This window comes from Streptomyces sp. BBFR102 (assembly GCF_051397025.1).
GTDB lineage: Bacteria > Actinomycetota > Actinomycetes > Streptomycetales > Streptomycetaceae > Streptomyces.
On record NZ_CP195757.1, the window covers coordinates 447,362 to 471,106 of the forward strand.

Below are 23,745 nucleotides of genomic sequence, written 5' to 3' on the forward strand. Positions count from 1 at the left end.
GCTCACCCCTCGTCCTCCCGCGGCTTGACGTACATCCGGGTCGCCGTGATCTCCCCGTGGACCGTCTCCTCCTGCGGGTCCTGCTGGGGCAGGCCCGGGCGCAGGTGTTCCTCGACGCTGATGTACTTCAGGCCGGCGCGGAGGTCGGCGTCGTTGCGCAGGCGGATGACGAGGGGGAACTCGGCGAGCGCCGTGGTGTCGAAGAGGCCGGTGGTGTAGAGGAGTTGGACACCCAGGGCGTCGGCGACGGCCCGCTGGAGCTCCAGCAGGTAGGTGGCGTTGGCGCGGCCGATGGGGTTGTCGAGGAAGAGCGTTCCGGCGTGGCGGTGCTTGTCCCGGCCCCGGTCGTTGCTGCGGAGGGCGGCCATCGTGCAGTAGAGCGCGATGGCGGCGGTGAGGAGCTGGCCGCCGGAGAAGACGTCGCCCATCTGGCCGACGGGGACGCGCTCGGCGCGCAGCACGGCGTCCGGCTTGAGGATCTCCACCGAGACGCCGCGCGGCTGGAGAGCGGCGTGCACGCCGCGCAGCAGCAGGGACATGCCGTCGCGGCGCAGGTCGGCGTTCTTGCGGACGGCAGTGCTGGTGGCCTCGTCGATGACCTCGCCGAGTCGCTCGACCAGAGTGGTCTGGTCGGGCTCCTCGAAGCGGATGCGCAGGAACTCCTGGCCCGACCACTCCCCCAGTCCCTCGGGCAGCCGGGAGAGCCGCTGGGCGGAGCGGAGGGTGGCGAGGGAGGACTCGACCAGGCCGCGCAGCCGGTCCACGATCGAGTCGCGGTTGCGTTCCAGCTGGTCGAGTTCGTCGGTGAGGACGCGCAGCCTCGGCGCGAACGCCTCGGCCCACTTGGCGGCGTGTTCGGGCAGCGCGGCGGCGGGGAGTTCGCGGATCTGGGCGCGGGCAGGGGTGCGGACCTGCTCGTACCGGCTGGAGTTGGCGTGCCGGACCAGGATGTCGCTGGTCTCGCGCAGCGCCGACTCGGCGGCGGAGAGGTCCGCGGCGCAGCCGCGCAGCGAACGGCGGGCCTCGGCGGCGGCGCGGCGGGCCTCCTCCAGGCTGCCCGTGTACTGCTCCGGGTTCTGGACGCCGCCGTCCTCGTCGGTGTCGCGGGCGTCCAGCGGGTCGCGGAGCAGGTCGCGCAGGAGGGAGGCGGTCTCCTCGAAACCGGCGGTGGCCTCCTCGGCGGCGCGGTGGGCGTGCAGAAGTTCGCCGTGTGCCTCGCGGGCGGCGGCCAGTTGGTGGGTGCGCTCGGCGAGTTCGGCGGTGGCGGCGCGCAGCAGCCGCTGGGCGGCCTCGACGTCGGCCGGTACCTGCTCGGGTGGCAGTTCGGTGTGGGCCTCGCCCTCCTCGGGGGCGTGCCTCTCGGCCTCGCCCCGCAGCCGGCCCAGCTGTTCGCTGGCGGCGGCCGAGCGGGTCTCCAGCATCTGGACGAGGGCCTCGGCGCGGGCGGCGGCGGCCTGGCGGGAGGGGCCGTCGGCGCCGTCGGGGTCCTCCAGGAGCTGGGCTGCGCGGTTGCGGACCTTGTTGCTGAGCCGGTCGAGTTCGGCGCGGGCCGCCGACTCGTCGCTCTCCGCGCGCGCCTGCTCGGCCCGGAGGTCGGCGCCGACGCCGACCTTCTCGTACAGCTGGGAGGCGGAGCGGTACGCCTCGCGCAGTGCGGGCAGCGAGACGCGCGGGGTGTCGGGGGAGGCGGGGAGTTCGGCGTCGTCGGGAACGCCGGCGATCTCGGCGCGCTCGGCGCGCAGGGCGCGGGCGGTACGGCGGGCGTCGTCGGCGGCGCGCTGGGCGGCGCGGCGGTCCTCGTCGGCGGCGCGGGCCCCCTCCAGGCAGGTCTGGGCGCGCTCCTCGCTGGTGGCGGCGGTCTCGGCCAGTTCGCGCAGGGCGGCCTGCCAGCGGGGGCGCTCACGCAGGCGGTGGGCGAGGCCGGCGAGAGCGTCGGCGGCGCGACGGGCACGCTGGGCGCGTTCCTGGCTGTCGTCGCGGACCCGGGCGGCCTCGGTGGCGGTCTCGTCTGCCCCGGCGCGGGCGGTGCGGGCCTGCTGGAGGGTGTGGGCGGCGGTGTCGGCGTGCTCCTGGGCCTGGTCGGCGGTGGTGCGGAGCTGGGCGAGGTGGCCCGCCGGGCAGCCGGCGCGCCAGGAGGTGAGCCGGGCGGCCAGTTCGCGGTCCTTGGCGAGGCGGGCGGCGAGCGCGCGGATCTCCTCGTCGCGGGCGGCGACGCGGGCGCGCAGGGCTTGGCGTTCCTCGTCGGCGGCGTACTCGTCGTGCATGGCCGGGTTCGGCGGGACGAGGAAGACGTTCTGCTCCTCGGCACCGGAGCCGGCCGTACGCGCGGGGGCGAGCAGGGCGGCGGAGGTGCCGACGGCGACGGCGGAGCGGGGCAGCAGGGCTGCGTCGGCGAGGACGGCGCGGGCCCGGCTGTGGGTGTCGGGGTCGGTGATGACGACGCCGTCGACCAGTTCGGGCCGGGCGGCGAGGACGGCTGCGTGCTCGGCCGGGTCGACGGCCTGGGCGAGGTAGCGCCAGCCGGGCAGGGCGGGGATGCCCTGTTCGCCGAGGTACTCGACGGTGGCCAGGACGTCGGGGCCGGGCGGCAGCAGGCCGCCGTCGCCGAGGGCGCCGAGGATGCGGGTGTCGTCGGCGGCGGCGGTCCTGAGGTCGAAGAGCCGGCGTTCGGCGGCGGTGACGCCCTCCTCCAGGAGGGCGGCGAGGCGGCCGGCGGAGCGGTCGAGTTCGTCGGCGGTGAGCGGGCCCTCGTCGCCGTCGGGCGCGGGCAGGCCGAGCAGTTCGGCGAGCCGGGGTTCGGCGGCGAGGGTGGCGGCGGTGCGCTGCTCGGCGTCGTGGGCGCGGACCGCGGCGTCGGCGGCGTCGTGGGCGCGGGCGGCGGCGAGGTCGGCGCGGGCCTCGTCGGCGGCGCACTCCTTGGCGTGGTCGGCGGCGCGGTGGGCGCGTTCGCGGGCACTGTCCCAGGCGGCCGTCGCCTCCTGCTCGGCGTCGGTGGCGGCGAGGGCGGCCCGCGCGGGGTCGGCGTCGGCGGCGCCGGCCTCCAGCCAGCCGGCCCGTACGGCCTCCTCGGTCTCCTGCTCGACTTCGGCGAGGCGCTGGCGCAGGTGGCCGGTCTCGCTGCGGGCGCGCTGGGCCTCGGTGGCGGCGGCGGTGGCGTCGCGGTGGGCGGCCTCGCCCTCGTCCTGGAGGTGGGTGGCGCGCTCCTCCAGTTCAGTGGCGACCCTCTCGCCGTCGCGGGCGGCGGCGTCGAGGGCGCGGACCAGGGCGGTGGCGGCCTGGGAGCGGGCGGCGAGGGCGGGGGCGGCGTCGCGTTCGGCCTCGCGGATGGCGTCGGCGACGCGGGTGGAGCGGTCGGCGGCGGCGCGGTGGCGCAGGACGGCCTCGGCCGCCTGCCAGGCGGAGTGCAGGGTGCGGGCGTCGGCGAGTTCGCGGCGCTGGGCGGCGGCGGCCTTCTCGGCGACGGTGAGGGCGAGCGAGGCGTGCCGGTAGGCGAGTTCGGCGGCGATCAGGGCGCGGTGGGAGCGGGCGTCCTCGGCCTCGGTGACGTGGTGGGCGGCGGTGGTGACCTGCTGGGCGAGGTCGCCGGTGCGGGCGCGTTCGTGGCGGGCTCGCAGGGAGAGGCTGCGGGCGAGAGCGCGGGTACGTCGTTCGGCGGCGGCGTGGATGTCGCGGCTGCGGTCGCGTTCGCCGGCGGTCTCGACGATGCGGCCGAGGAGGTCCACGGAGCCGGCGGTGAAGTCGCGTTCGGCGATGAGTTCGGCGCGGCGGCCGAGCTTGTGGCCGAAGCCGTGGACGAGGTCGGCGAGTCCGTCGGTGTCGCGGGTGTCGGTGACGGCGCGCAGCAGCAGGTCGGTGAAGTCGGAGTCCTTCTTGACCGCGAAGAGGCCGGCGGCCTCGCCCTCGTCGGCGTTCATCTCCCGCTGGTAGCGGAAGAGTTCGGGGTCGAGTCCGAGTTCGCCGAGGTGCTCGGTCCAGCGTTCGTGGGTCTCCTCCCAGTGCACGTCGAGGTGGAGGTAGAACTTCCCGGCGTCGGTGAGGGCGTCGCGGAACCCCTTCATGGTGCGGCGCCTGCCGCGTGCCCCGGAGGCGCCCTCGACGGGTGCGGGGACGGTGGTGGACTCGGCGACGGGCAGTGAGTCGAGGCTGAGGCCGGGCCCGGGGCGGAAGGAGTACCACGCCTCGGCGAACTTGCGTGGGTCGTTGGAGACCTGGCGGCCGCGCCATTCGCTGACCTTGCCGACGACGACGGTCTCGCCGGTGAGGGTGTGCTGCCACTCCAGGGCCACGTGGCCGCAGTCGTCGGCGAGCAGGAACTTGCGGAGCACGCCGGAACTGGCGCCGCCGAGCGTGTTGCGGTGGCCGGGCAGCATCACCGAGAAGATCAGCTTGAGCAGGACGGACTTGCCGCCGCCGTTCTCCAGGAAGAGGACACCGGCGGGGGCGGGCCTGCGGGGCGGGCCGGCCGGCTCCTCCTCGAAGAACTCCGCCTGCGCGGGGGCGGGCTTGGGCACGGGCCTGCCGACTCCGCGCAGGTCCAGGACGGTGTCGGCGTACCGGGCGCCTGCGGGTCCGATGGAGTAGAGGCGGACCCGGGACAGCTCGTACATGGCGGCGGACTCTCGTTGCGATCGGTTGCGGTCCGGCGGCGGCCGGAGGGCGGGGGAATGCGGTGGGGCGGCGGGCGGCCGGTCAGGAGAAGGGCAGTCCGGCGTCGGCGACCAGGTCGAGGTCGTCGCCCTCGTCGGGCGGCAGCAGGGTGGCGGTGCCGTCGCTGACGGGGACGATGCCGAGGGCGAGGAGTTCACTCATGGCGGCGCCGCCCGCGAGGTCGCGGACCTGGAGCTGGTAGCGGGGGGTGGTGCGGTACGTCCCGCCGGCCTCGTCGCCGGTGCGCTGGAGGAAGCCGGACTCGGTGAGGAAGGCGGCGGCCTTGCCGACGATGCCGGTGGTGGAACCGGCCAGCCGGCGGGCGTCCTTGGTGGCGCCGGTGGAACTGCGCCGGGCCCAGACGCGCCAGGCGGCCTCCAGGCCGGGGGCGTCGGAGGCGGGATCGGTGTTGTCGCCCTGCTCCTCGGCGCGCTCCTCCAGTCTGCGGCACGCCTGGCGGACGAAGGCGTCCACGCCGTTGACGGTGACGCGGCCGATGTAGGCGTCGTCGGCGAGGTCCTCGGGGCGGGGGAACGCCATGGCGGCCAGCGCGAGATGGGCCAGTCCGTGCAGGAAGCGGTCGGCGGAGTCGGTGGCGGCGCGCCGGGCGTAGTCGCCCATGCGGACGGCGAAGACGGAGTCCTCGGCGGCGGTGACGGCCATCCCGGCCCGGTCGGAGACCTCCAGGACGATCAGCCCGAGGCCGGTGGCGACGGCGTCGGCGAGCCGGGCGAAGGGCGGGTCCTCGCGGTAGCGGCGCAGGAGTTCGCCGTACTCGGCGTCCCGGGCGGGCTGGAGCCGGGGCTGGAGGCCGAAGGAGACCAGCCGGGCGGCGTCGGCGGTGTCGGCCGGGGTGACGACCGGGATGTGCGGCGCCGGGGCGGTGCCGGTCTCCCGTACGGGCTCGGTGCTCTGCTCGGTCACGGGTGGTGCTCCTGGTGGTGGGACGTGCCCGGGCCGCGGTGCGGGGCGGGGATGCGGGGAGTCGGGGTGCGGCCGGCCGTCACGCGGACTCCGTGCGGTCGGCGGCCATGCCCTCGGCGTCGAGCAGGGCGCTGCCGACGATCAGGTCGGCGCCGCCGAAGTGGGGGTCGTCGAGTTCGGTGCCGTCGTCCACGGCGAACAGCAGGCGCCGCTCGCCCTGGCGGTAGGCGGTGCCGACCGGCGGGGAGGCGGCGTGCACGGCGATGAGGGCCAGCAGGTACGGCAGGCCGTACGGGTCGTCGTCGCGGCGGCGGGCCTCGGCGAGCAGGCCGGAGAGGCGGCGGGGCGCGTCCCACTCGAGGTCGAGGAGGTCGCGGGCGGCGGCGAGCTGCTCCTCACTGAAGCGGCTGTCGTCGGGGGTGGCGATCAGGTCGGGCTCGGGCATCTCGGCGCCGAGGTGGGCGCGTTCGACGGGCGGGGTGAGCAGCAGGTCGACCAGGTCGCCGACGCGGACCGAGGTCGGGGTGCGCACTCCGGTGCCCTGGGCGAACCAGGCGTCGGTGGCGCGCAGCGCCTGCTCGACGGGGAGCGGCAGCAGGGGGGCGAGGAGCTGGCCGTAGAGGTCGACACCGGTCCGGGCGGCGGGGGCGGCGAACGCCTGGCGGTCCTGCTCGGCGCGGAAGAGCGGGCCCGCCTCCAGCAGCCTGGCCTGGAGCTGGGTGTGGCGGCGGATGCAGTCCTTGACGATGTCGACCAGTTCGGCGGCGCGCCGCTTCTGCTCGGGGTCCTCGGACTCGTCGCGGGCCTTGCGGATGTTGGTGAGAATGGCGTTCTCGTGGCGGTAGCGGTCGGCCACGTGGTCGAGCGCCTCGGCGATCATGTCGGGGACGGCGCCGAGCCAGTCGACGGCGCGGACGTTGCGCCGGGTGGCGTCGAGGGCGCGCCGCAGCGTCTCGGAGTACTGGACGGTGCGGTACCGGGCCTGTTCTGCGGCGAGCTGGGCGTCGGCGAGGCGGCCACGGTTGATGAGCACCTCCAGCTTGACCTCGGCGGCGATCTGGGCGCTGGTGACGTCCGTGTCGAGGGCGCCGACCAGGACGTTGACCGCCTCGTCGGTGGTGCGGAGGTAGACGCTGCCGCCGCGGCCGGGCACCTCCTCGATCAGCTTGAAGTCGTAGTCGCGGCGGACGTAACTCCCGTCGGGCGCGAAGGTGCCGTAGACGGCGCGGAAGCCGCGGTCGACGCTGCCGACGTTGATGAGGTTCTCCAGGACCCAGCGGGCGACGCGCTCGTGCTCGGCGGCGGGGCGGCCGGGGGCCTGGGCGGCGACGCGGGGCAGCAGTCTGGCCACTATCTGCTCGTGGTCCGCGCCGGTGTCGAAGTCCATGTGGAGCGTGATGAGGTCGATGGCGGCCAGGGCCACCTCGGCCATCGCGTATCCCGCGTACTCCCCCGCCAGATTGGCCTTGCGGGTGTCCAGGTCGTGGAGCGGCGCGGTGCAGGCCAGGGCCCGCAGCCGCCGCGCCAGGCCCTCGTCGGCGGCCGGGCCCGGCGCCGGGCGCGGCCCCGCGCTGAGCTGGGGCGGAGCGGGTTCCGTGGAGGCGGGCGAAGTCACGGGGGACAGCCTAGATCCTCGCTCCGACATCGGGCGAAACGCACCGAGGGGGAAGTGGGCGGCCCGGGCCGCCGGGACCGGGGTGGACCGCGCCTGTCGGCTCCGGTACGGCGGGGGCGGCGGGCTGGACGAGGCGCGGTCCGGGCGGGTGCGGCGTGACGGCGTCGCACGTCATGCCGCAGCGTTCCCGTGCGGGCAGGGGGCAACTGGCGTCCCCGCGCAGGCGCTTGCCGAGCCGGACCATCCCGTGGCCCGGGGCCGTACGCCCCTCCCCGGTGACGTCCAGGACGGACGCGGCGGGCGGCGGAGCCGGGACAGGTACCGCGTTCCGGGCGAGCCCGCGAGCGTCGAGGGACCGGAGCCGGCCGTCCGGTCCCTCGACGCTCGCGGGCCCGCCCTGTGGCTCCGCTTCCGGCTGGGGCGCACCACGGCGGGCGTCGGGCCCTCCGGTCCGCTCCCCGTCAGATCGCCGCCGTGTCCGGCCCGATGCGGCTGCGGACCGCCGTCTGGACCTCGGCCTCCTCGGCCGGGTCGGCGGCGAGGCGGCGGAGGCGGCCGACGACGCGCTGGTCGCCGGTGGCGGCGTGGCGCGCACCGACCTCGCGGGTGGTCTCCTCGCAGTCCCAGAGGCATTCGACGGCGAAGCCGCTGGCGAAGGCGGCGTCGGTGGCGGCAAGGGCCTGGGCGGTGCGGCCGCGCAGGTGGGAGGAGGCCGTCTCGCGGTAGAGGTGGCGCAGGACGGGTGCGGCCTGCGTGATGCCGAGGCGTCCCGCGCCGTCCACCAGACTCCACAGGGCTGCCCCGTCGGGGCCGTTGCCGCGCACCGTCTCGCGGAGGGCGGCGAGGACCAGGGGGCCGTCGTCGGCCGAGCCCCGGCAGGCGAGCAGTTGCCCGGCGGCGGCGCCCAGGGCGTCGGGGCGGTGGACCCAGCGGCGGGCGCGGGCGAGGACGGTGGCGCCCGCCATCCGCCCCAGCGACTCGACGGCCGCCTCGCGGACCACGGGCACGCCGTCGGCGACCGCCGCCTCGACGAGGTCGAGCGCCGCCGGGTCGCCGGTGCGGGCGAGGTGGCTGAGTGCGGCGGCCCGGGCGCCGTCCAGGCCGCCGCGGGCGGCGGCCAGCAGCGCCGGGCGGTCGGCGGCGGTGGCGACGGAGGCCAGGCACCGGCCGGCCGGCGCATGGCGGTCCTTGCCCCGGTCGTGGCCCTCCTGGGCCCAGGTCAGGACCCCCTCCACGCTCCACTGGGGGCGGTCGGGGGGAGTGAGTTGGCGCTCCCACAGGCCGAAGGAGGTCCGCTCCAGGGCTGCCCTGACACGCGGGCCGATCGCCGGGTCCCGGTCCTCGGCCCACAAGTGCCAGGGCCTCGGTTCGTAGCTGCCGGCGGCTGCGGCGGCGAGTTCCGCCTCTCCCTCCGGGGTGGCGGCGAACCGGGCGAGGACGGGGAGGGCCAGCGCGGCGAGCGCCGCGTCGTCGTCGCGTACGGCCAGTTCGTCCAGGGCCCAGGGCCAGTTGGCCCCGCGCGCGGCGTACCGGCGCAGCAGCGCCAGGGCGTCGTCGCGCCCGTAGGAGGCGAGGTGGCCGAGGACGCTGACGGCCAGGCCGGTGCGTTCCTCGCCGGGGGCGGTGTGGTCCTCGGGCGCGAAGAGGTGCGCCTCGACGGCTTCCAGGGAGCCGTCCAGGTCGAGGTAGAGCCGGGCGTAGTAGAGGGAGCGGTTCTCCACCTGCCAGTCGTGGCGCGGGTCGCGCAGGACGCACTGGTCGAGGGCGGCGAGCGCCTCGGAACGAGGGGCGGTCAGGGCGTGCAGCGTGCCGTCTCCCCTGCCCCGCTGGAGCAGGCCGAGGAGAGTACCGCTGGGCGCTATGACCGGATCGACGGAATCACACATGGAAGAGCCTCACATCAAGCTGTCGACGCAACCGGGGATGGCGCACTACCTGGCCGCGCGGCAACAGGTCTTGACGTTCTTCACGCTCGTCCGCTGTCGGGTGCTGATGTCCATCGTCTCTGCCTCTCGTCCGTGGCCCCAAGGGTGCCCCCGGGCCACGGGGCGCGGGGAGGGCCGGTTCACGGTGCGCGCGATGATGCGGCTCCTGCCCAGCTCGCGCGCTCGTGAATCACGACGTCATGATGGCTCAGCGGCTCGCGGCGCCGCGACCAGATTTAACGGGCGTCCCCGGTCGGCGCGGTTCAGGCCGCGCCAGGACCGTCCTGGACGGCGGTGAACCGGGCGAGCAGGTCGTCCTTGCCGAACATGCGGGCCGTGTCCAGCGCGGAGGGGGTTCCGGCGGCCGGGTCGGCGCCGCCGTCGAGGAGGGCGGTGACGACCTCGTCCTCACCCTTGAAGACGGCTCCGGCGAGCGGGGTCTGGCCCCGGTCGTTGGCGCGGTCGGGGTCGGCGCCGCGTTCCAGCAGGGCGCGGACGGCGTCGGCGTGGCCGTGGTAGGCGGCGAGCATGACGAGGGTGTGGCCCTGGTCGTTGGTGAGGTTGACCGGCACCCCGGCGTCGACGTAGGCGGCCAGTCGGGCGACCTGCCCCTCACGCGCCAGGTCGAAGATCTTGGTGGCCAGCTCGACGACCTCGGGGTCGGGTGCCTCACTCATCGGCGGTACGCCCTTTGCGTTCTCGTGGGGGGACTGAGCGGACCGGGCGGGCGCCCGGCCGGCGGGACGGCAGTGGGGCCGTCCGGGTGAATCGCCAGGGTACTGCCCCCGCCGGGGCGGGTGGGCGCACCCCGGGAGCGGGGGCGGGGCTGGGCGGGCGCACCGGACAGAGGCTGCCGCTGGCCGGGGCCTCCCGGGACGTACCAGCCGGGTGAAAACATCACCACTTACCCCGTTTGCACCTTTTGTCGTACAGATACATGCTGTGAGCCTGGAACAACTGATGGTGATTGTCCCCACCCACCAGGAGAACTCTCATGATCCTGTCCATGTCCGGCGTCGTCCTCCTCGGCATCATCGTCTTCCTGTTCTTCCGGAAGGACGGCCTGAAGGCGTCCCACGCCGTGGTCTGCGCGCTCTTCGGCTTCTACCTGGCGGGCACCGCCATCGCCCCGAGCATCACGGCGGGCGGCGCGAGCCTCGCCGGGCTGCTCGGCGGGATCAAGTTCTGACCGTCCGCACCCCGCACCCCCAGGAGCAAGACGTGGCCCGGCGCCCACTCCCCAGCATTCTGCGCGGCGGCACCGCCCCGATCGCCCGGAGCCGTGAGCTGGCCCGGTCGGCGGCGGACAACGCCACGGACGTCCTCCATCCGCTGCTCACGATCGGCCGCGGCCTGCGCCGCCTGGCAGCCGCCGGACGGCGCAAGTGGACCGACACCCCCAAGGACCGGCGCGGCCCCCTGCTCTTCCTGGTCGCCGCCGTCCTGCTGGTCCTCTCCCTGGTCCGGTACGGCCTGCCGCTGGCGCTGGCCGCCCTGCTCGCGGTGGCCGCCTGGACGGGCCGGGACCGCAGACCCGCCCCGCCGAAGGGCCGGGACGACACCCGGACCCAGCGGCTCACCTCGCTCTACGAGTCGCTCGTCCCCTACTTCTCGGTCCCGGACGACCCCGCGCCCCTCTACACCTACGGCGGCGACTGGGAGAAGGCGGTCGCCACGCACAGCTTCGACGAGAGCGGCCACCCCGACCGCCTGGTGCTGCGCTACCCCGGCTACTTCACCGACGCCGAACCCGAGTCCCGGCTCCGCGTCGAGCAGGTCCTGGCCGCCAGACTCGGACGCGTCCGCGAGCACCGCTTCGACTGGGACGAGCAGGCCAACGAGCTGACCGTCACCGCCGTCGCCCCGCTCCCCTGCGACCTCACCGCGCAACCGTTCGCCACCACTCCCGGCGAGCACCTGCTCGGCTTCACCGACGCCGCCGACACCGCCCGCACCCTGCCGGTCACCGGTCCCGACGGCGACCCGAGGGACGAGCCCCCCGTCCTGTGGCGCACCGGCGCCCGCGCCACCGAGCCGCATCTGCTGGCCGTCGGCCACCCCGGCAGCGGCACCACCTCGCTGCTGCGCTCCCTCGCCCTGCAGGCGCTGCGCCACGGCGACGTCCTGGTGGTCGACGGCGGCGGCACCGGGGAGTACGCGTGCCTGGCCGGCCGCGAGGGCGTCCTCGCCGTCGAGTGCGACCTCGACGGCGCGCTCACCGGTCTGGAGTGGGCCTGCCACGAGACCGAGCGCCGCCTCATCGCGGCGGGCCGCGCCCGCCAGGAAGGCCATCCGCCGCCCCCGGACACCCGGCGCCCGCTGTGGATTCTGCTCGACCGCCCGGCCGCCCTCGCCCACCTGGCCGAGGCCGAGGGCAGACCCGACCCGCAGAGCCTGCTCCAGGCCCCGCTGCGGCACGGGCGAGCCGCCCAGGTCACCGTGGTGGTGGCCGAGCAGTTCGATTCCACCGAGGCCCTGATCGAGCCGGTACGCCGCCACACCCGGGCCCGCGTCGTGCTGGGCCGCGCCTCCGCCGCCCAGGTCGCCCTGGTCCTCGGTGCCCCGCCGAACACCTCCACCCCCGTCGCGGCCCCGCCCGGCCGGGGTTGGGTGCGGCTCGGCGACGGCCCCGTCCAACGCCTCCAGGTGCCGGCCGCGCCCGACCCGTACGACGAGGGGACGGCCGAGGCCGACCGGCGCGCCGTGCTGGAGCTGCTCCCGCCGCGCCCCCAGCCGCTCACGGTCCCCGCCGCCCCCACGGAGCCGCCCGTGGTCCCGGCCGGCGCCGACCTCTGATCCCCGCGCCCCGCGAGCCCAGCCGGGTCGTGGGGTGGGCCCGCGTCTCAAGCGACGACGCTGCGCGGGGACTCCGCGCCGCCACGGGCCCCGTCCCGGACCAGCCGGGCCGCCGCCGCGAGCCGAACCGCCGCCTCGTCGGCCACCGCTCCCCCGACGGTGAACGGCAGCCGTACGTACCCCTCGAAGGCGCCGTCGACGCCGAAGCGCGGGCCGGAGGGCACGCGGATGCCGACCTGTTCGCCGAGGGCGGCGATCCGCGAGCCGGAGAGACCACCGGTGCGCACCCAGAGGGTGAGCCCGCCACGCGGGACCTCGAAACTCCAGTCGGGCAGTTCCCGGCGGACGGCGGCGACCAGGGCGTCGCGGTTCTCGCGCGCCTGGTCGCGGCGGAGCCGCACCGCCTCCTCCCAGCCGCCGCCGGAGAGCAGCCAGTGCACGGCGAGCTGTTCCAGGACGGGAGTGCCGAGGTCGGCGTAGGCACGGGCGGAGACCAGGCGGCGGATGACGTCCGGGGCGGCCCGGACCCAGCCGATCCGCATCCCGGCCCAGAACGCCTTGCTGGCGGAGCCGACGGTGATCACGGTCGAGCCCGCCGGGTCGAAGGCGCACACCCGGCGGGGCAGTGCGGAGGTGCCGTCGGAGGCGGGGGCCAGCTCCGGGTCGAGGCCCAGTTCGGTCATGGTCTCGTCGACGACCAGCACGGTCCCCGCCGACCGGGCCGACTCCACCAGCGCGCGGCGCTGCTCCTCGTCGGCGAGGGCGCCGGTCGGGTTGTGGAAGTCGGCGACGACGTAGGCGAGCCGGGGCGCGGCGTCCCGCAGCACCTGGCGCCAGCGGTCCAGGTCCCAGCCGCGCAGCCGGTCCGCCATGGCGACCGGGACCAGCCGGGCGCCGGCCTCCCGCATGAGCTGGAGGATGTTGGCGTAGCTGGGCGACTCGACCGCGATGCGCTCGCCCTGCGGGGCGAAGAGGTGGCAGATCGCGTCGATGGCGCCCATCGCCCCGGTGGTCACCATGATCTGCTCGGGCATGGTCGGCACGCCCAGCCGCGTGTACCGCTCGGCGAGCGTGGCCCGCAGGTCGGGCAGGCCCGCCGGGTAGTCCCCGTGGGTCATGGCGTACGGCGGCAGGCACTCCAGGGCGCCGGTGACAGCGCGGGTCAGCCACGGTTCGGGGGCGGGCAGCGAGGCGCAGCCGAGGTCGATCAGGGCGCCGAGGGCTTCGGGGGGCAGGGGTTCGAGGCCGCGGGCGGGCAGCGGGTCGCCGGCCGGTACGGCGGTCCAGCTGCCGGCGCCGCGCCGGGAGGCGAGGAACCCCTCACCGCGCAGCGCCTCGTAGGCGGCGGCGACGGTGGTGCGGCTGACGGCGAGGGCGAGGGCCAGCTCGCGTTCGGCGGGAAGGCGGGCGGCGACGGGGACGCGGCCCTCCAGGACGAGCAGGCGGACGCCGTCGGCGAGGGCACGGTAGGCGGGCGGGCGGCGTCCGCCGGGGCCGGTGCGGGTCTGCCAGGACTGCGAGGCGAGCAGACGGGCGAGTTGAGCCGCACCGGTCACCGAGGTCCACTGGGTCATGAAGTCAGTCCACCTTCCCCGAATTGGCCCTGTCAGGCCATGGCGAGCACGCCACAGAGTGGCACGCAGCAGTCCACTGTCACCACCCTGGAGGTTGTGGTGTTCCTCGCCCCGCGCCCGCACGGCCGCCGGCTCCCCCGCCGCCTCGGCCAGTTGCTCACCGGCCTCGCGCTGTACGGGGTGAGCGTCGCCCTGCTGGTGCGGGGCGGGCTCGGCCTGGAGCCCTGGGGGGTGTTCCAGCAGGGCCTGTCGGAGCTGACCGGGCTGTCGCTGGGCGCGGTGTCGATCGTGGTGGGTGCGGCCGTGCTGCTGCTGTGGATACCGCTGCGCCAGCGCCCGGGCCTCGGCACGGTCTGCAACGTCTTCCTGGTCGGCCTCGCGCTGGACGCGACCCTGGCCGTGCTGCCCGCCCCCGAACCGATGCCCGCCAGGGTCGCGCTGATGCTCGCGGGCGTCGTCCTGAACGGCGCCGCGACGGGCCTGTACATCGCCGCCCGGTTCGGCCCGGGGCCGCGCGACGGCCTGATGACGGGCCTGCACCAGATCACCGGCCGTTCGGTGCGGCTGGTCCGCACCGGCATCGAGATCCTGGTGGTGGCGAGCGGGTTCCTGCTCGGCGGCACCTTCGGCGCCGGCACGGTGGTGTACGCGCTGGCCATCGGACCGCTCACCCAGTGGTTCCTGCGGCTCTTCGCGGTCCCGGCCACCCCCGCCCCGCCCCCGCCGCCCGCCTCCGACGCCGCCATACTGCGTCCGTGACCGCTTCCACGCCTCCGGCCCACCACCCGTACCTGGACCATCCCGGTCCGCTGCCCTTCGCCCACCGGGGCGGGGCCGCGGGCGGCCGCGAGAACACGGCGGCCGCCTTCGCGGAGGCCGTCGCGGCCGGCTACCGGTACCTGGAGACCGATGTCCACCTCACCGCCGACGGGGTGCTCGCCGCCTTCCACGACCCGACTCTGGACCGGGTGACCGACCGCGCGGGCCGCATCGCCGACCTGCCGTGGCGCGAGGTGGCCCGGGCCCGGGTGTCCGGCAGCGAGCCGGTGCCGTGCTTCGGCGACCTGCTGGAACGCTTCCCCGAGGCCCGCTGGAACGTCGACGTGAAGGCGGAGCCCGCCCTCGTCCCACTGCTGGAGCTGATCGACCGCGCCGGCGCCTGGGACCGCGTCTGCGTCGGCTCCTTCTCGGAGAGCCGGGTGGCTCGCGCCCAGCGGCTCGGCGGCCCCCGCCTCGCCACCTCGTACGGCGTCCGGGGCGTGCTCGGCCTGCGGCTGCGCTCCTGGGGTCTGCCGGTCCCGGTGCGCGGCTCGGCGGTCTGCGTGCAGGTCCCCGAGGCCCAGTACGGCGTCCCTGTGGTGGACCGCCGCTTCCTGCGCACGGCCCACGCGCGCGGCCTCCAGGTGCACGTCTGGACGGTCAACGATCCCCGGCGGATGGCGGCGCTCCTGGACCTCGGCGTCGATGGCATCATGACCGATCACATCGGCACACTGCGCGATGTGCTGCGCGACCGGGGGCAGTGGGCCTGACCCCCGCCCGGCCCACGCGGCGGCCAGGAGCGAGGGGGAGACGATGAGCAGCGGGACCGTACCTGCCGAGGCGTCCGGGCGGACCGACGCCGCACGCCGCGAGCAGCGCGGCTGGTACGTCTACGACTGGGCGTGCTCGGTCTACTCCACCAGCGTCCTCACCGTCTTCCTCGGCCCCTACCTCACCACCGTGGCCAAGTCGGCCGCCGACGCCCAGGGGTACGTGCACCCGCTCGGCGTCCCGGTCGCCGCGGGCTCCTTCTTCGCCTACGCGGTCTCGGTCTCGGTGATCGTGGCGATCGTGGTGATGCCGGTCGCGGGCGCCGCCGCCGACCGCACCGGACGCAAGAAGCCGCTGCTGGCCCTCTCCGCCTACCTGGGCGCCGCCGCCACGGCGGGCATGTTCTTCCTCGACGGCGACCGCTACCTCCTCGGCGGCCTGCTGCTGGTGGTCGCCAACGTCTCGCTCGCCGTCTCGATGGTCCTCTACAACTCCTATCTGCCGCAGATCGCCGGACCCGAGGAACGCGACGCCGTCTCCTCCCGGGGCTGGGCGTTCGGCTACGCGGCCGGCTCCCTGGTCCTGGTGGCCAACCTGGTGCTGTACACCGCGCACGACTCCTTCGGGCTGAGCGAGGCGATGGCGGTACGGATCTGCCTCGCCTCGGCAGGCGTCTGGTGGGGCGCCTTCACCCTGGTCCCACTGCGCCGGCTGCGCGACCGACGGCTGCCCGCCGAGGCGGTGGCGGCCCGGCGCGGCGGCGGCTGGGGCCGGCTGGCGGCGACCGTCAAGGACATGCGACGCCATCCGCTGACCCTGGGGTTCCTGCTGGCGTACCTGATGTACAACGACGGCGTGCAGACGGTGATAAGCCAGGCGTCGGTCTTCGGCTCCGAGGAGCTGGGCCTGGACCAGTCGACGCTGATCGTGGCGGTGCTGCTGGTACAGGTCCTCGCGGTGGCCGGGGCGCTCGGCATGGGCCGGCTCGCCGGGCGGTACGGCGCGCAGCGCACGATCCTGGGCTCGCTGGTGGTCTGGACGCTGATCCTGGCGGCGGGGTACTTCCTGCCCGCCGGGTCACCGGTCTGGTTCTTCGTGCTGGCGGCCTTCATCGGCACGGTGCTGGGCGGCACCCAGGCCCTGTCGCGCTCCCTCTTCTCCCACCTGGTGCCCGAGGGGAAGGAGGCGGAGTACTTCTCGGCCTTCGAGATGAGCGACCGGGGCATGAGCTGGCTGGGCCCCCTGCTGTTCGGCCTGACCTACCAGTTCACCGGCAGCTACCGGGACGCGATCCTCTCGCTGATCCTCTTCTTCCTGATCGGTTTCGCCCTGCTGGCTCGGGTACCCGTACGCCGGGCCGTCCTGGACGCGGGCAATCCCGTACCGGGTCGGATTTAGCGCGGACGGCAAAACGGCGGTAGTGTACGCGTTTGGCTCGCCAGGCGTACCGTTACTGCGCGTGAAAAACGCGTGGTGAGGTCGCACACCCCCTGTCAGATGTGACAAACCGGGCGATGGTGGGTAAAACAAGGGGCGGCTACGACGGCGACGCATGACCCTGAACGGGAATCTTTACCGCCGACCGGACGTTGACCGGATGACGACGACAGCGACACCTGTCCTGTGGGCGACAAGCCCGGGAGGCACGATTCATGAGTGAGCGAGCTCTTCGCGGCACGCGCCTCGTGGTGACGAGCTACGAGACCGACCGCGGCATCGACCTGGCCCCGCGCCAGGCCGTGGAGTACGCATGCCAGAACGGACATCGATTCGAGATGCCGTTCTCGGTTGAGGCCGAGATTCCGCCGGAGTGGGAGTGCAAGGTCTGCGGCGCCCAGGCACTTCTGGTGGACGGCGACGGACCCGAGGAGAAGAAGGGCAAGCCCGCGCGTACGCACTGGGACATGCTGATGGAGCGGCGCACGCGGGAGGAGCTGGAGGAGGTGCTGGCCGAGCGGCTGGCCGTCCTTCGTTCCGGCGCCATGAACATCGCGGTGCACCCGCGGGACAGCCGGAAGTCCGCCTGAGGCGCTTCCGGTGTGCCTGACGCACCGTTCTCGGCCCGTGGGCCGTGCCACCCCTCACCGGGTGGCACGGCCCACGGGCCTTTTCGGCGTCCTCAGGGGGTGAGCGGCGGCTTGGGGCCGTCGTCGCGGCCGGAGCGCCGGGGTGGCTCGTCGTCATCGCGGACGACCTCTCCCGGGACGACCTTGCCGTCGGGAGCGCGCATCCGCGCCTGCTGGAAGGCGCCGCCGAAGGTGCCGGGCCCGGCCGCCGCCATCCGCCGTTCCAGTGAACGTTCGGCACGGCGGGCCAGGGCGGTCCGGACCGGGGGCAGCAGCAGGACCAGGCCGAAGAGGTCGGAGACCAGCCCCGGCAGGATCAGCAGCAGCCCGGCGATCAGCAGGAAGGCGTTGCCGCCGCTGCGGTCGGTCTCGGGGGTGATGCCCCGCTGCTGCTGGGCGACGGTCTCCTGGAACTTCCGCAGAGCGCGCCGACCGGCCCGCTTGATCAGCGCGGAGCCGGCCACGACGCCGGCCAGGAGCAGCAGGAACACGATGAACCCGCTCGTCGCCTCGGCGACCCGGGTGAGTAGCCAGACCTCCAGGATCAGCCACACCACGAGAGCGAGCGGCAGGAAGGTTCTCAGGCGGGAGCGCGGAGCGTTGCGGGAGGGAGGCGGTGCGCCAGTCGTCATGCCTCCAGTGTGCCTGCCCGGCGCCCCGGACGTGGAGGCGGGATGATCACCGGGCGGGCCCCGGCGCACGGCCGGGGGCCTGGCCCGCGCGGATCAGCCGGGCGTACGCCCGAGGGCCTTGCTGACGCGGCCGCCGACGCCCCAGGCGGTGACGCGCCAGAGGGCTTCCACGACGATGTCGCGGCTCATCTTGCTGTCGCCGTGTTCGCGCTCCACGAAGGTGATGGGGACCTCCACCACCGTGCAGCCGGCCTGGACGGCGCGGCGGGCCAGGTCGACCTGGAAGCAGTACCCCTGCGAGGCGACCTCGGTCAGACCGAGCTTCTCCAGGGTCTCGCGGCGGAACGCGCGGTAGCCGCCGGTGATGTCGCGCAGCGGAACGTCCAGCAGCAGGCGCGAGTACGTGCTGCCGCCGCGGGAGAGGAGCTGGCGGCCACGCGGCCAGTTCACCACCCGGCCGCCGGGCACCCAGCGGGAGCCGAGGACCAGGTCGGCGCTCTTCAGGGCGGTGAGCAGGCGGGGCAGTTCCTCGGGCTGGTGGGAGCCGTCGGCGTCCATCTCGACGAGGACGCCGAAGTCGCGTTCCAGTCCCCAGCGGAACCCGGCGAGGTAGGCGGCGCCGAGCCCTTCCTTGCCGGCCCGGTGCAGGACGTGCACCTGCTCGTCGTCGGCGGCGAGTTCGTCGGCGATCTTCCCGGTGCCGTCGGGGCTGTTGTCGTCGGCGACGAGTACGTGGGCCTTCGGAACGGCTTCGCGGACCCGGGCGACGACGGGCGCGATGTTGCCGGCCTCGTTGTACGTCGGAATGATCACCAGAGTGGTTCCGAGCGGACCGTACTCCCCGCACGGGGCCTCTGAAGCCCTGTCACCGCCGTCGTTCACCTTTGCCCCTTACCTGTCCGTGCACAGGCCACCACCATAATGCTCACGGTGCCGGGGGCCGAGCCGATCGGGCGCCGGGAGTGCCGCGCGGGCGGTTCGCGCGCCGCCCGGTGCCGGGAACGGCGCGGAATGGGGGCCCGGCGTCCTTCGGGCCGGCCCGGGACCCGCTGGCTGCGAGTCGACCGAGAACCGTTGTCTACTGAACCTCCGGGCCCCACCCGGGTCGCACCCGCCGGCCGGCCGGAACGTCCCTCGTCCCCGACGCGGGCGCTGGGCCTGGCTCCCAGTGGCGGTGCGCCTGGTGGCGTACCGCCCCTGACCCAGTGGCGTACGGCGACGGTTCGGGGGTTCCCCGGTCGGGCGTCCAGTGGTGGACCCGGCCGAACCTACCCGTCCGCCTCGCGGTTCTGTCAACACCCGTGCCACCTGGGGCGGCTTCGGGAATGTCCAGGTCAGGGGCGGGGCCCCCGCGGAGGGGCCGGGCGGGGGCGGGACCGGGCCGCCGAAGCGCCGCGCCGCCGGATCACTCGGGTGGGCGCACGTACACGGTCTCGCCGCCGACCACGGTCTCCAGGCAGACCGGAAGGTCCGCGCCGGGGGTGAGGTCGGGCAGCCCCGGGGTGCCGGAGCGCGGGTCGGTCGACCAGCGGGCGACCCGGTCGTCCGGGGCCTGGACCAGGAGTTCCTCGGTGCGCCACAGTGCGTAGTCGGCGGGGGCGCCGGGGACGAGGACGCCGGCGTCGTCGCGGCCGATCGCCCGCCAGCCGCCCCGGGTGTGGGCGGTGAAGGCGGCGCGGACCGAGACGCGGTGCTCGGGGGTGCGGTGGAAGGCGGCGGCGCGGACGGCTTCCCAGGGAGCGACCGGGGTGACGGGGCTGTCCGAGCCGAAGGCCAGCGGGATGCCGCCGCGGAGCATGGCCGCGAACGGGTTGAGGGTGCGGGCGCGAGGGGCGCCGAGCCGCTGGGCGTACATGCCGTCCTCGCCGCCCCACAGGGCGTCGAAGGCGGGCTGCACGGAGGCGGTCATACCCAGTTCGGCAAGGGCGGCGAGGGTCTCCTCGGTGAGCATCTCGGCGTGCTCGACACGGTGCCGGGCGGCCCGCACCCGGGCGAGGCCGGTCCTCTCGGCGGCGGCGCGGACGCCCGCGACGACCGTGGTCAGCGCGGCGTCCCCGATGGCGTGGAACCCGGCCTGGAGGCCGGCCTCGGTGCAGGCGGCGACGTGCGCGGCGACGGCGGCGGCGTCGAGGTGGGCGGTACCGGTGTGGCCGGCGTCCGCGTAGGGGGCGTGCAGGCAGGCGGTGTGGGAGCCGAGGGCGCCGTCCACGAAGAGGTCCCCGGCGGCTCCGTGGGCGCCGAGGTCGCGGATGCGGTCGATGTCCGAGGGGCCGGTGACCCGTTCGCCCCAGTAGCCGGTGACGCGCGGTCCCGGCTCCTCAGCGGCGAGCCGCAGCAGGCCGGTGAGGTCGTCCTCGCTGCTGATCTCGGGGCCCGCGCACTCGTGGAGGGAGCCGACGCCCAGCGAGACGGCCTCCCGCAGGGCGGCGCGCTGGGCCTCGGCCCGCTGAACGGGCGTCACGGCGCCGAGCGCGGCGGCGCGTACGGCGTGGTGGGCGTCGCCGGTGAGGGGGGCGTCCGGGCGGTATCCGGCGCGCTCGGTGACCCCGGGCACCAGGTCCAGGAGGGCGCTGCTGACGACCGCCGAGTGGACGTCGATCCGGGAGAGGTACAGCGGGCGTCCGCCCGCCGCCTCGTCGAGCTGGGCGCGGCCGGGCGGGAACTGGCCGGGCCAGCGGGCGGCGTCCCAGCCGTGGCCGAGCAGCACCCGGTCGTGCGGGCGGGCCTCGGCGTGGGCGCGGACCAGGTCGAGGGCCTGCTCGACGGTGCGGGTGCCGGAGAGGTCGAGGCCGGTGCGGGCCAGGCCGGTGCTGGTGAGGTGGACGTGGGCGTCGGTGAAGGCGGGGGTGACCAGGGCCCCGTCCAGGTGCACGACCTCGTCCACCCCGTCGGCGAAGGCGTCGGCGGCGCCCTCCGAGCCCACCCAGGCGACCTGGCCGCGCTCGACGACCATCGCGGTGGCGAACGGGTCCGCGGGGCTGTGCACCTCGCCGCCGCGCAGCAGTACGGTGCGGTTGACGGAGGGCTCGGTGCGGGGCGGGGCGGGGCTGTCACTCATGGGGAACAGTCTCGCCCCTCGGGACGCGGGGGCGGCGCGCGGGGGCGCCTCCCGCGCGCCGTGGTGCGCCAGGCGCGCGTGAGGCGGCCTCCGCGCGCCGTGGTGCGCCAGGCGCGCGTGAGGCGGCCTCCGCGCGGACGGTGCGGATCGAGGCGGCGAGTGGTGCGCCAGGGCGCGGAAGGCGGCTGCCGGAGCGGTCAGAGCTGCGGCGGGCGCGCCTCGTAAGGGGTGGAGAGGACGACGGTGGTGCGGGTCGAGACGCCGGCCAGGGAGCGGACCCTGGAGAGCAGGTCCTCCAGGGCGACGGGAGCGGTGACACGGACCTTGAGGATGTAGTTCTCATCGCCGGCGACGCTGTGGCACGCCTCGATCTCCGGGACGCCGGCGAGGCGTTCGGCGATGTCGTCGGGGGCGCTGGGGTCGAAGGGTTTGACCGAGATGAAGGCGGTCAGCGGCAGTCCCACCGCCTCGGGGTCGACCACGGCGGCATAGCCGCGGATCACCCCGCGCTGCTCCAGCCTGCGCACCCGCTGGTGCACGGCGGAGGTGGACAGGCCGGTGGCCTTGCCCAGGTCGGTGTAGCTCATCCGCCCGTCAGCGACGAGCAACTGCACGATCTGACGGTCCAGGTCCTCCATGGCGCAAGAACCTACAGGGCGCCCGCACCGGACCGCAGCCGAGACCGGTGGACGGGCCGTCCGTTGCCGGGGCCCGGAGCCGCAGCGTCCCGGCGCGCGACGGGGGCTCGCGCGCGGACAGGGGCGCGAACGTTACGCCGTTCGCGGCAAAGTACGCCGGTCATGTGACCAAGGCCACATCCATGCGGCCGTGTCCCCGCCTGCGAAGTGATTACCCGTCGATCTCCCAGGGAAGTGCTTGCTGTGGCCGAGGCCGCAGTCGCCTTGTCGGCCCACCCGAGGGGGAGAATCCCATGCAGAGTGCCAAGCGTTCCCATCGCGCTGCCCGCAGCAGGCAGCAGCCCGCCGTCGAGCTGGTGCCCGACCCGGTCGAGGAGTCCGAGGAGGAGCTCGACGCGTACGAGACCTTCGGGCTGGTCCGTGTCGTGTGCCCCGACTGCGCGCAGCCCATCGCCCTCCTCGCCGACGAGGAGACACTGCCCCAGCACGCCCTGTGCGCCACCCCGTGGGACCCGTTCGGGCTCACCGTCTGCTCCGGCACCGGCCGCCCGGCCGACGAGGCGCTGCCGGCCGGCGAGGAGACGGACCGCCACACCCAGGACGCCGCCGTGCTGCTGACGCTGCCGCAGACGCTGGACTGGCGGACGCAGCCGTTCTCCCACGTGGGCGGCCCCGGCTCGCGGCCGATCGGCCTCCATCGGATGCGCGGCGAGGCCGCCTGAGCCCCCGGGGCTCCCGCGCCGGCGGCGTACGCGCCGCCAGTCGGCGAGGAGACCCGGGCCCCGAACGGCGACTCACCCGTGGCCCCCTGGCGGTGCACGGCGTTCGCCTGGCGTGACCTCTTCACCCTCCGCGAACAGACGGCTCCGGCACGGGCTCTCCGCGCTGCCGCCCGGCCGGGAAGAGTCGGCGCTCCCGGTGGCCGATCCGCCCGTCCGCCGGGCGCCGTTCCGGCAGTGGGCCCACCACGGACGGACCTTGCCGGGCCGCCGCGACCCCGCGTGGTCCCGGCTGGCGGCGGCCCCGGTCTTCCGGTTCAGCGGCTCTCCGGCCCGGCCAGGTGACGGGCGATGACCATGCGCTGAATCTGGTTGGTGCCCTCCACGATCTGGAGCACCTTCGCCTCGCGCATCAGCCGCTCGACCGGGAAGTCGGCCGTGTATCCGTACCCGCCGAGGACCTGGACGGCGTCGGTGGTGACCTTCATGGCCGCGTCCGTGCAGAAGAGCTTGGCCATGGCGGCCTGCCGGGAGAAGGGGAGCCCGGCGTCGCGCAGCCGCGCCGCCGCGAGGTACAGCGCCCGCCCGGCCTCGACCTGCGTGGCCATGTCGGCGAGGAGGAACCGCAGCCCCTGGAAGTCGGCGATCGGCCGGCCGAACTGCCGTCGGCCCGAGGCGTACTCCAGGGCGGCGTCCAGCGCGGCCTGCGCCACCCCGGTCGCGCAGGCGGCGATCCCCAGGCGCCCGGAGTCGAGGGCGGCCAGGGCAACGGCGAAGCCCTGCCCCTCCGCACCGAGGCGGCGGTCGTCACCGACCCGGACGCCGTCCAGGTGTATCTGGGCGGTGGGCGAGCCGTTCATGCCCATCTTCCGCTCGGGCGCGGCAGCACTGAGGCCGGGGGCGTCGCCCGGGACGAGGAAGGCGGTGATGCCGCGCGGGCCCTCCTCGCCGGTGCGGGCCATCACGGTGTAGAAGTCGGCGATCCCCCCGTGGGTGATCCACGCCTTGGTGCCGTCGAGCACCCAGTCGTCCCCGTCGCGGCGGGCCCGGGTGCGCAGCGAGGCCGCGTCGGAGCCGGCGGCCGGCTCGGAGAGGCCGTACGCACCCAGCAGGCCGCCGCCGGTCATCGCGGGCAGGTGGGCGGCGCGCTGCTCGTCGGTGCCGAAGGCGGTGAGGGCGTGGCAGGCGAGGGTGTGCACGCTGACGCCGAGGCCGACGGTGAGCCGGGCGGCGGCGAGCTCCTCCAGCACGTGGAGGTAGACCTCGTAGGGCTGGCCCCCTCCGCCGTACTCGACGGGGTAGGGCAGTCCGAGCAGTCCGGCCTCGGAGAGCCGGGTGAAGGTCTCGCGGGGGAAGCGGCCGGCCTCCTCCTCTTCCGCGGTGGCCGGTGCGATGTCGCGGCGGACGATCTCGCGGACGAGCGAGATCAGGTCCCGGGCCTCGTCGGTGGGCAGCTGACGGTCCACCGCCTGCGGGGCGCGGTCGTTCATGCGGGCGCTCTCCTCCGTGTCAGGGCATGCCGGCGTCCGCGCACGGGGTGTGGCGCCATCGCCGGTCTCGCTGCCGCAGCCGGCCGGCGGTCCGGGTCGCGGACCGTCGGCCCCTGTCTCGCCGCCTA

At 75.3% G+C, this 23,745-nt stretch carries 18 protein-coding genes; 7 read left to right on the forward strand and 11 right to left on the reverse strand.

The window, feature by feature from the left end:
* Window positions 1-2: 2 nt before the first annotated feature.
* From ACSLIC_RS02085 to ACSLIC_RS02105, 5 genes are all read right to left on the reverse strand, one after another.
* Complete coding sequence (locus ACSLIC_RS02085; RefSeq protein WP_436735959.1) at window positions 3-4,607, reverse strand: hypothetical protein; 4,605 nt, start codon at window positions 4,605-4,607, stop codon at window positions 3-5.
* A gap of 82 nt (window positions 4,608-4,689) precedes the next feature.
* The gene (locus tag ACSLIC_RS02090; RefSeq protein ID WP_436735960.1) at window positions 4,690-5,571 is read right to left on the reverse strand and encodes a hypothetical protein; all 882 of its coding nucleotides are present in this window, start codon (window positions 5,569-5,571) and stop codon (window positions 4,690-4,692) included.
* 79 nt (window positions 5,572-5,650) lie between these two features.
* Window positions 5,651-7,186 (reverse strand): hypothetical protein, encoded by a 1,536-nt coding sequence (locus tag ACSLIC_RS02095; protein ID WP_436735961.1) that lies wholly within the window; start codon window positions 7,184-7,186, stop codon window positions 5,651-5,653.
* 461 nt (window positions 7,187-7,647) lie between these two features.
* Window positions 7,648-9,072: a HEAT repeat domain-containing protein gene (locus ACSLIC_RS02100; RefSeq protein WP_436735962.1), complete on the reverse strand. Its 1,425-nt coding sequence runs from the start codon at window positions 9,070-9,072 to the stop codon at window positions 7,648-7,650.
* A 302-nt stretch (window positions 9,073-9,374) separates the two neighbouring features.
* Window positions 9,375-9,788, reverse strand: a complete 414-nt coding sequence (locus ACSLIC_RS02105) for an ankyrin repeat domain-containing protein (RefSeq protein ID WP_436735963.1) — start codon at window positions 9,786-9,788, stop codon at window positions 9,375-9,377.
* 317 nt (window positions 9,789-10,105) lie between these two features.
* Here ACSLIC_RS02105 and ACSLIC_RS02110 point away from each other — a divergent pair, with 317 nt between their 5' ends.
* Window positions 10,106-10,300: a hypothetical protein gene (locus ACSLIC_RS02110; RefSeq protein ID WP_003946963.1), complete on the forward strand. Its 195-nt coding sequence runs from the start codon at window positions 10,106-10,108 to the stop codon at window positions 10,298-10,300.
* A gap of 32 nt (window positions 10,301-10,332) precedes the next feature.
* The gene (locus tag ACSLIC_RS02115) at window positions 10,333-11,907 is read left to right on the forward strand and encodes a hypothetical protein (protein WP_436735964.1); all 1,575 of its coding nucleotides are present in this window, start codon (window positions 10,333-10,335) and stop codon (window positions 11,905-11,907) included.
* A 47-nt stretch (window positions 11,908-11,954) separates the two neighbouring features.
* On the opposite strand, the gene ACSLIC_RS02120 is transcribed toward ACSLIC_RS02115, so the two are convergent.
* Entirely contained in the window at window positions 11,955-13,481 is a 1,527-nt protein-coding gene (locus ACSLIC_RS02120; RefSeq protein ID WP_436735965.1) for a PLP-dependent aminotransferase family protein, read from the reverse strand.
* A 99-nt stretch (window positions 13,482-13,580) separates the two neighbouring features.
* On the opposite strand from ACSLIC_RS02120, the gene ACSLIC_RS02125 reads away from it, so the two are divergent.
* The 4 genes from ACSLIC_RS02125 to ACSLIC_RS02140 all read left to right on the forward strand — a co-directional run bounded on the left by ACSLIC_RS02125 (window position 13,581) and on the right by ACSLIC_RS02140 (window position 17,041).
* Window positions 13,581-14,240 carry a YczE/YyaS/YitT family protein gene (locus ACSLIC_RS02125; RefSeq protein WP_436740248.1) on the forward strand — a complete coding sequence of 220 codons (660 nt, stop codon included), beginning with the start codon at window positions 13,581-13,583 and terminating at the stop codon, window positions 14,238-14,240.
* The gene (locus tag ACSLIC_RS02130; protein WP_436735966.1) at window positions 14,237-15,013 is read left to right on the forward strand and encodes a glycerophosphodiester phosphodiesterase; all 777 of its coding nucleotides are present in this window, start codon (window positions 14,237-14,239) and stop codon (window positions 15,011-15,013) included. The genes ACSLIC_RS02125 and ACSLIC_RS02130 overlap by 4 nt, the downstream gene beginning before the upstream one ends.
* 43 nt (window positions 15,014-15,056) lie before the next feature.
* Window positions 15,057-16,412, forward strand: a complete 1,356-nt coding sequence (locus ACSLIC_RS02135) for an MFS transporter (protein WP_436735967.1) — start codon at window positions 15,057-15,059, stop codon at window positions 16,410-16,412.
* Window positions 16,413-16,666: 254 nt separating this feature from the next.
* Window positions 16,667-17,041 carry an RNA polymerase-binding protein RbpA gene (locus tag ACSLIC_RS02140; protein ID WP_003946969.1) on the forward strand — a complete coding sequence of 125 codons (375 nt, stop codon included), beginning with the start codon at window positions 16,667-16,669 and terminating at the stop codon, window positions 17,039-17,041.
* Between the two features lie 92 nt (window positions 17,042-17,133).
* Here the strand turns inward: ACSLIC_RS02140 and fxsA are convergent, their stop codons facing one another.
* The 4 genes from fxsA to ACSLIC_RS02160 form a co-directional block, all read right to left on the reverse strand.
* Complete coding sequence (gene fxsA, locus ACSLIC_RS02145) at window positions 17,134-17,712, reverse strand: FxsA family membrane protein (protein WP_436735968.1); 579 nt, start codon at window positions 17,710-17,712, stop codon at window positions 17,134-17,136.
* A 93-nt stretch (window positions 17,713-17,805) separates the two neighbouring features.
* On the reverse strand, window positions 17,806-18,594 hold the full coding sequence (locus ACSLIC_RS02150; RefSeq protein ID WP_436735969.1) for a polyprenol monophosphomannose synthase: 789 nt from the start codon (window positions 18,592-18,594) through the stop codon (window positions 17,806-17,808).
* A gap of 523 nt (window positions 18,595-19,117) precedes the next feature.
* Window positions 19,118-20,770 (reverse strand): amidohydrolase, encoded by a 1,653-nt coding sequence (locus tag ACSLIC_RS02155; RefSeq protein ID WP_436735970.1) that lies wholly within the window; start codon window positions 20,768-20,770, stop codon window positions 19,118-19,120.
* Between the two features lie 197 nt (window positions 20,771-20,967).
* Window positions 20,968-21,408 carry an Lrp/AsnC family transcriptional regulator gene (locus ACSLIC_RS02160; RefSeq protein WP_008407389.1) on the reverse strand — a complete coding sequence of 147 codons (441 nt, stop codon included), beginning with the start codon at window positions 21,406-21,408 and terminating at the stop codon, window positions 20,968-20,970.
* A 293-nt stretch (window positions 21,409-21,701) separates the two neighbouring features.
* Between ACSLIC_RS02160 and ACSLIC_RS02165 the strand changes: the two genes are divergently transcribed.
* Window positions 21,702-22,130 carry a hypothetical protein gene (locus ACSLIC_RS02165; RefSeq protein ID WP_436735971.1) on the forward strand — a complete coding sequence of 143 codons (429 nt, stop codon included), beginning with the start codon at window positions 21,702-21,704 and terminating at the stop codon, window positions 22,128-22,130.
* A 314-nt stretch (window positions 22,131-22,444) separates the two neighbouring features.
* On the opposite strand, the gene ACSLIC_RS02170 is transcribed toward ACSLIC_RS02165, so the two are convergent.
* Window positions 22,445-23,617, reverse strand: coding sequence for an acyl-CoA dehydrogenase family protein (locus ACSLIC_RS02170; protein WP_436735972.1), 1,173 nt, complete (start codon window positions 23,615-23,617; stop codon window positions 22,445-22,447).
* Window positions 23,618-23,745: the final 128 nt, after the last annotated feature.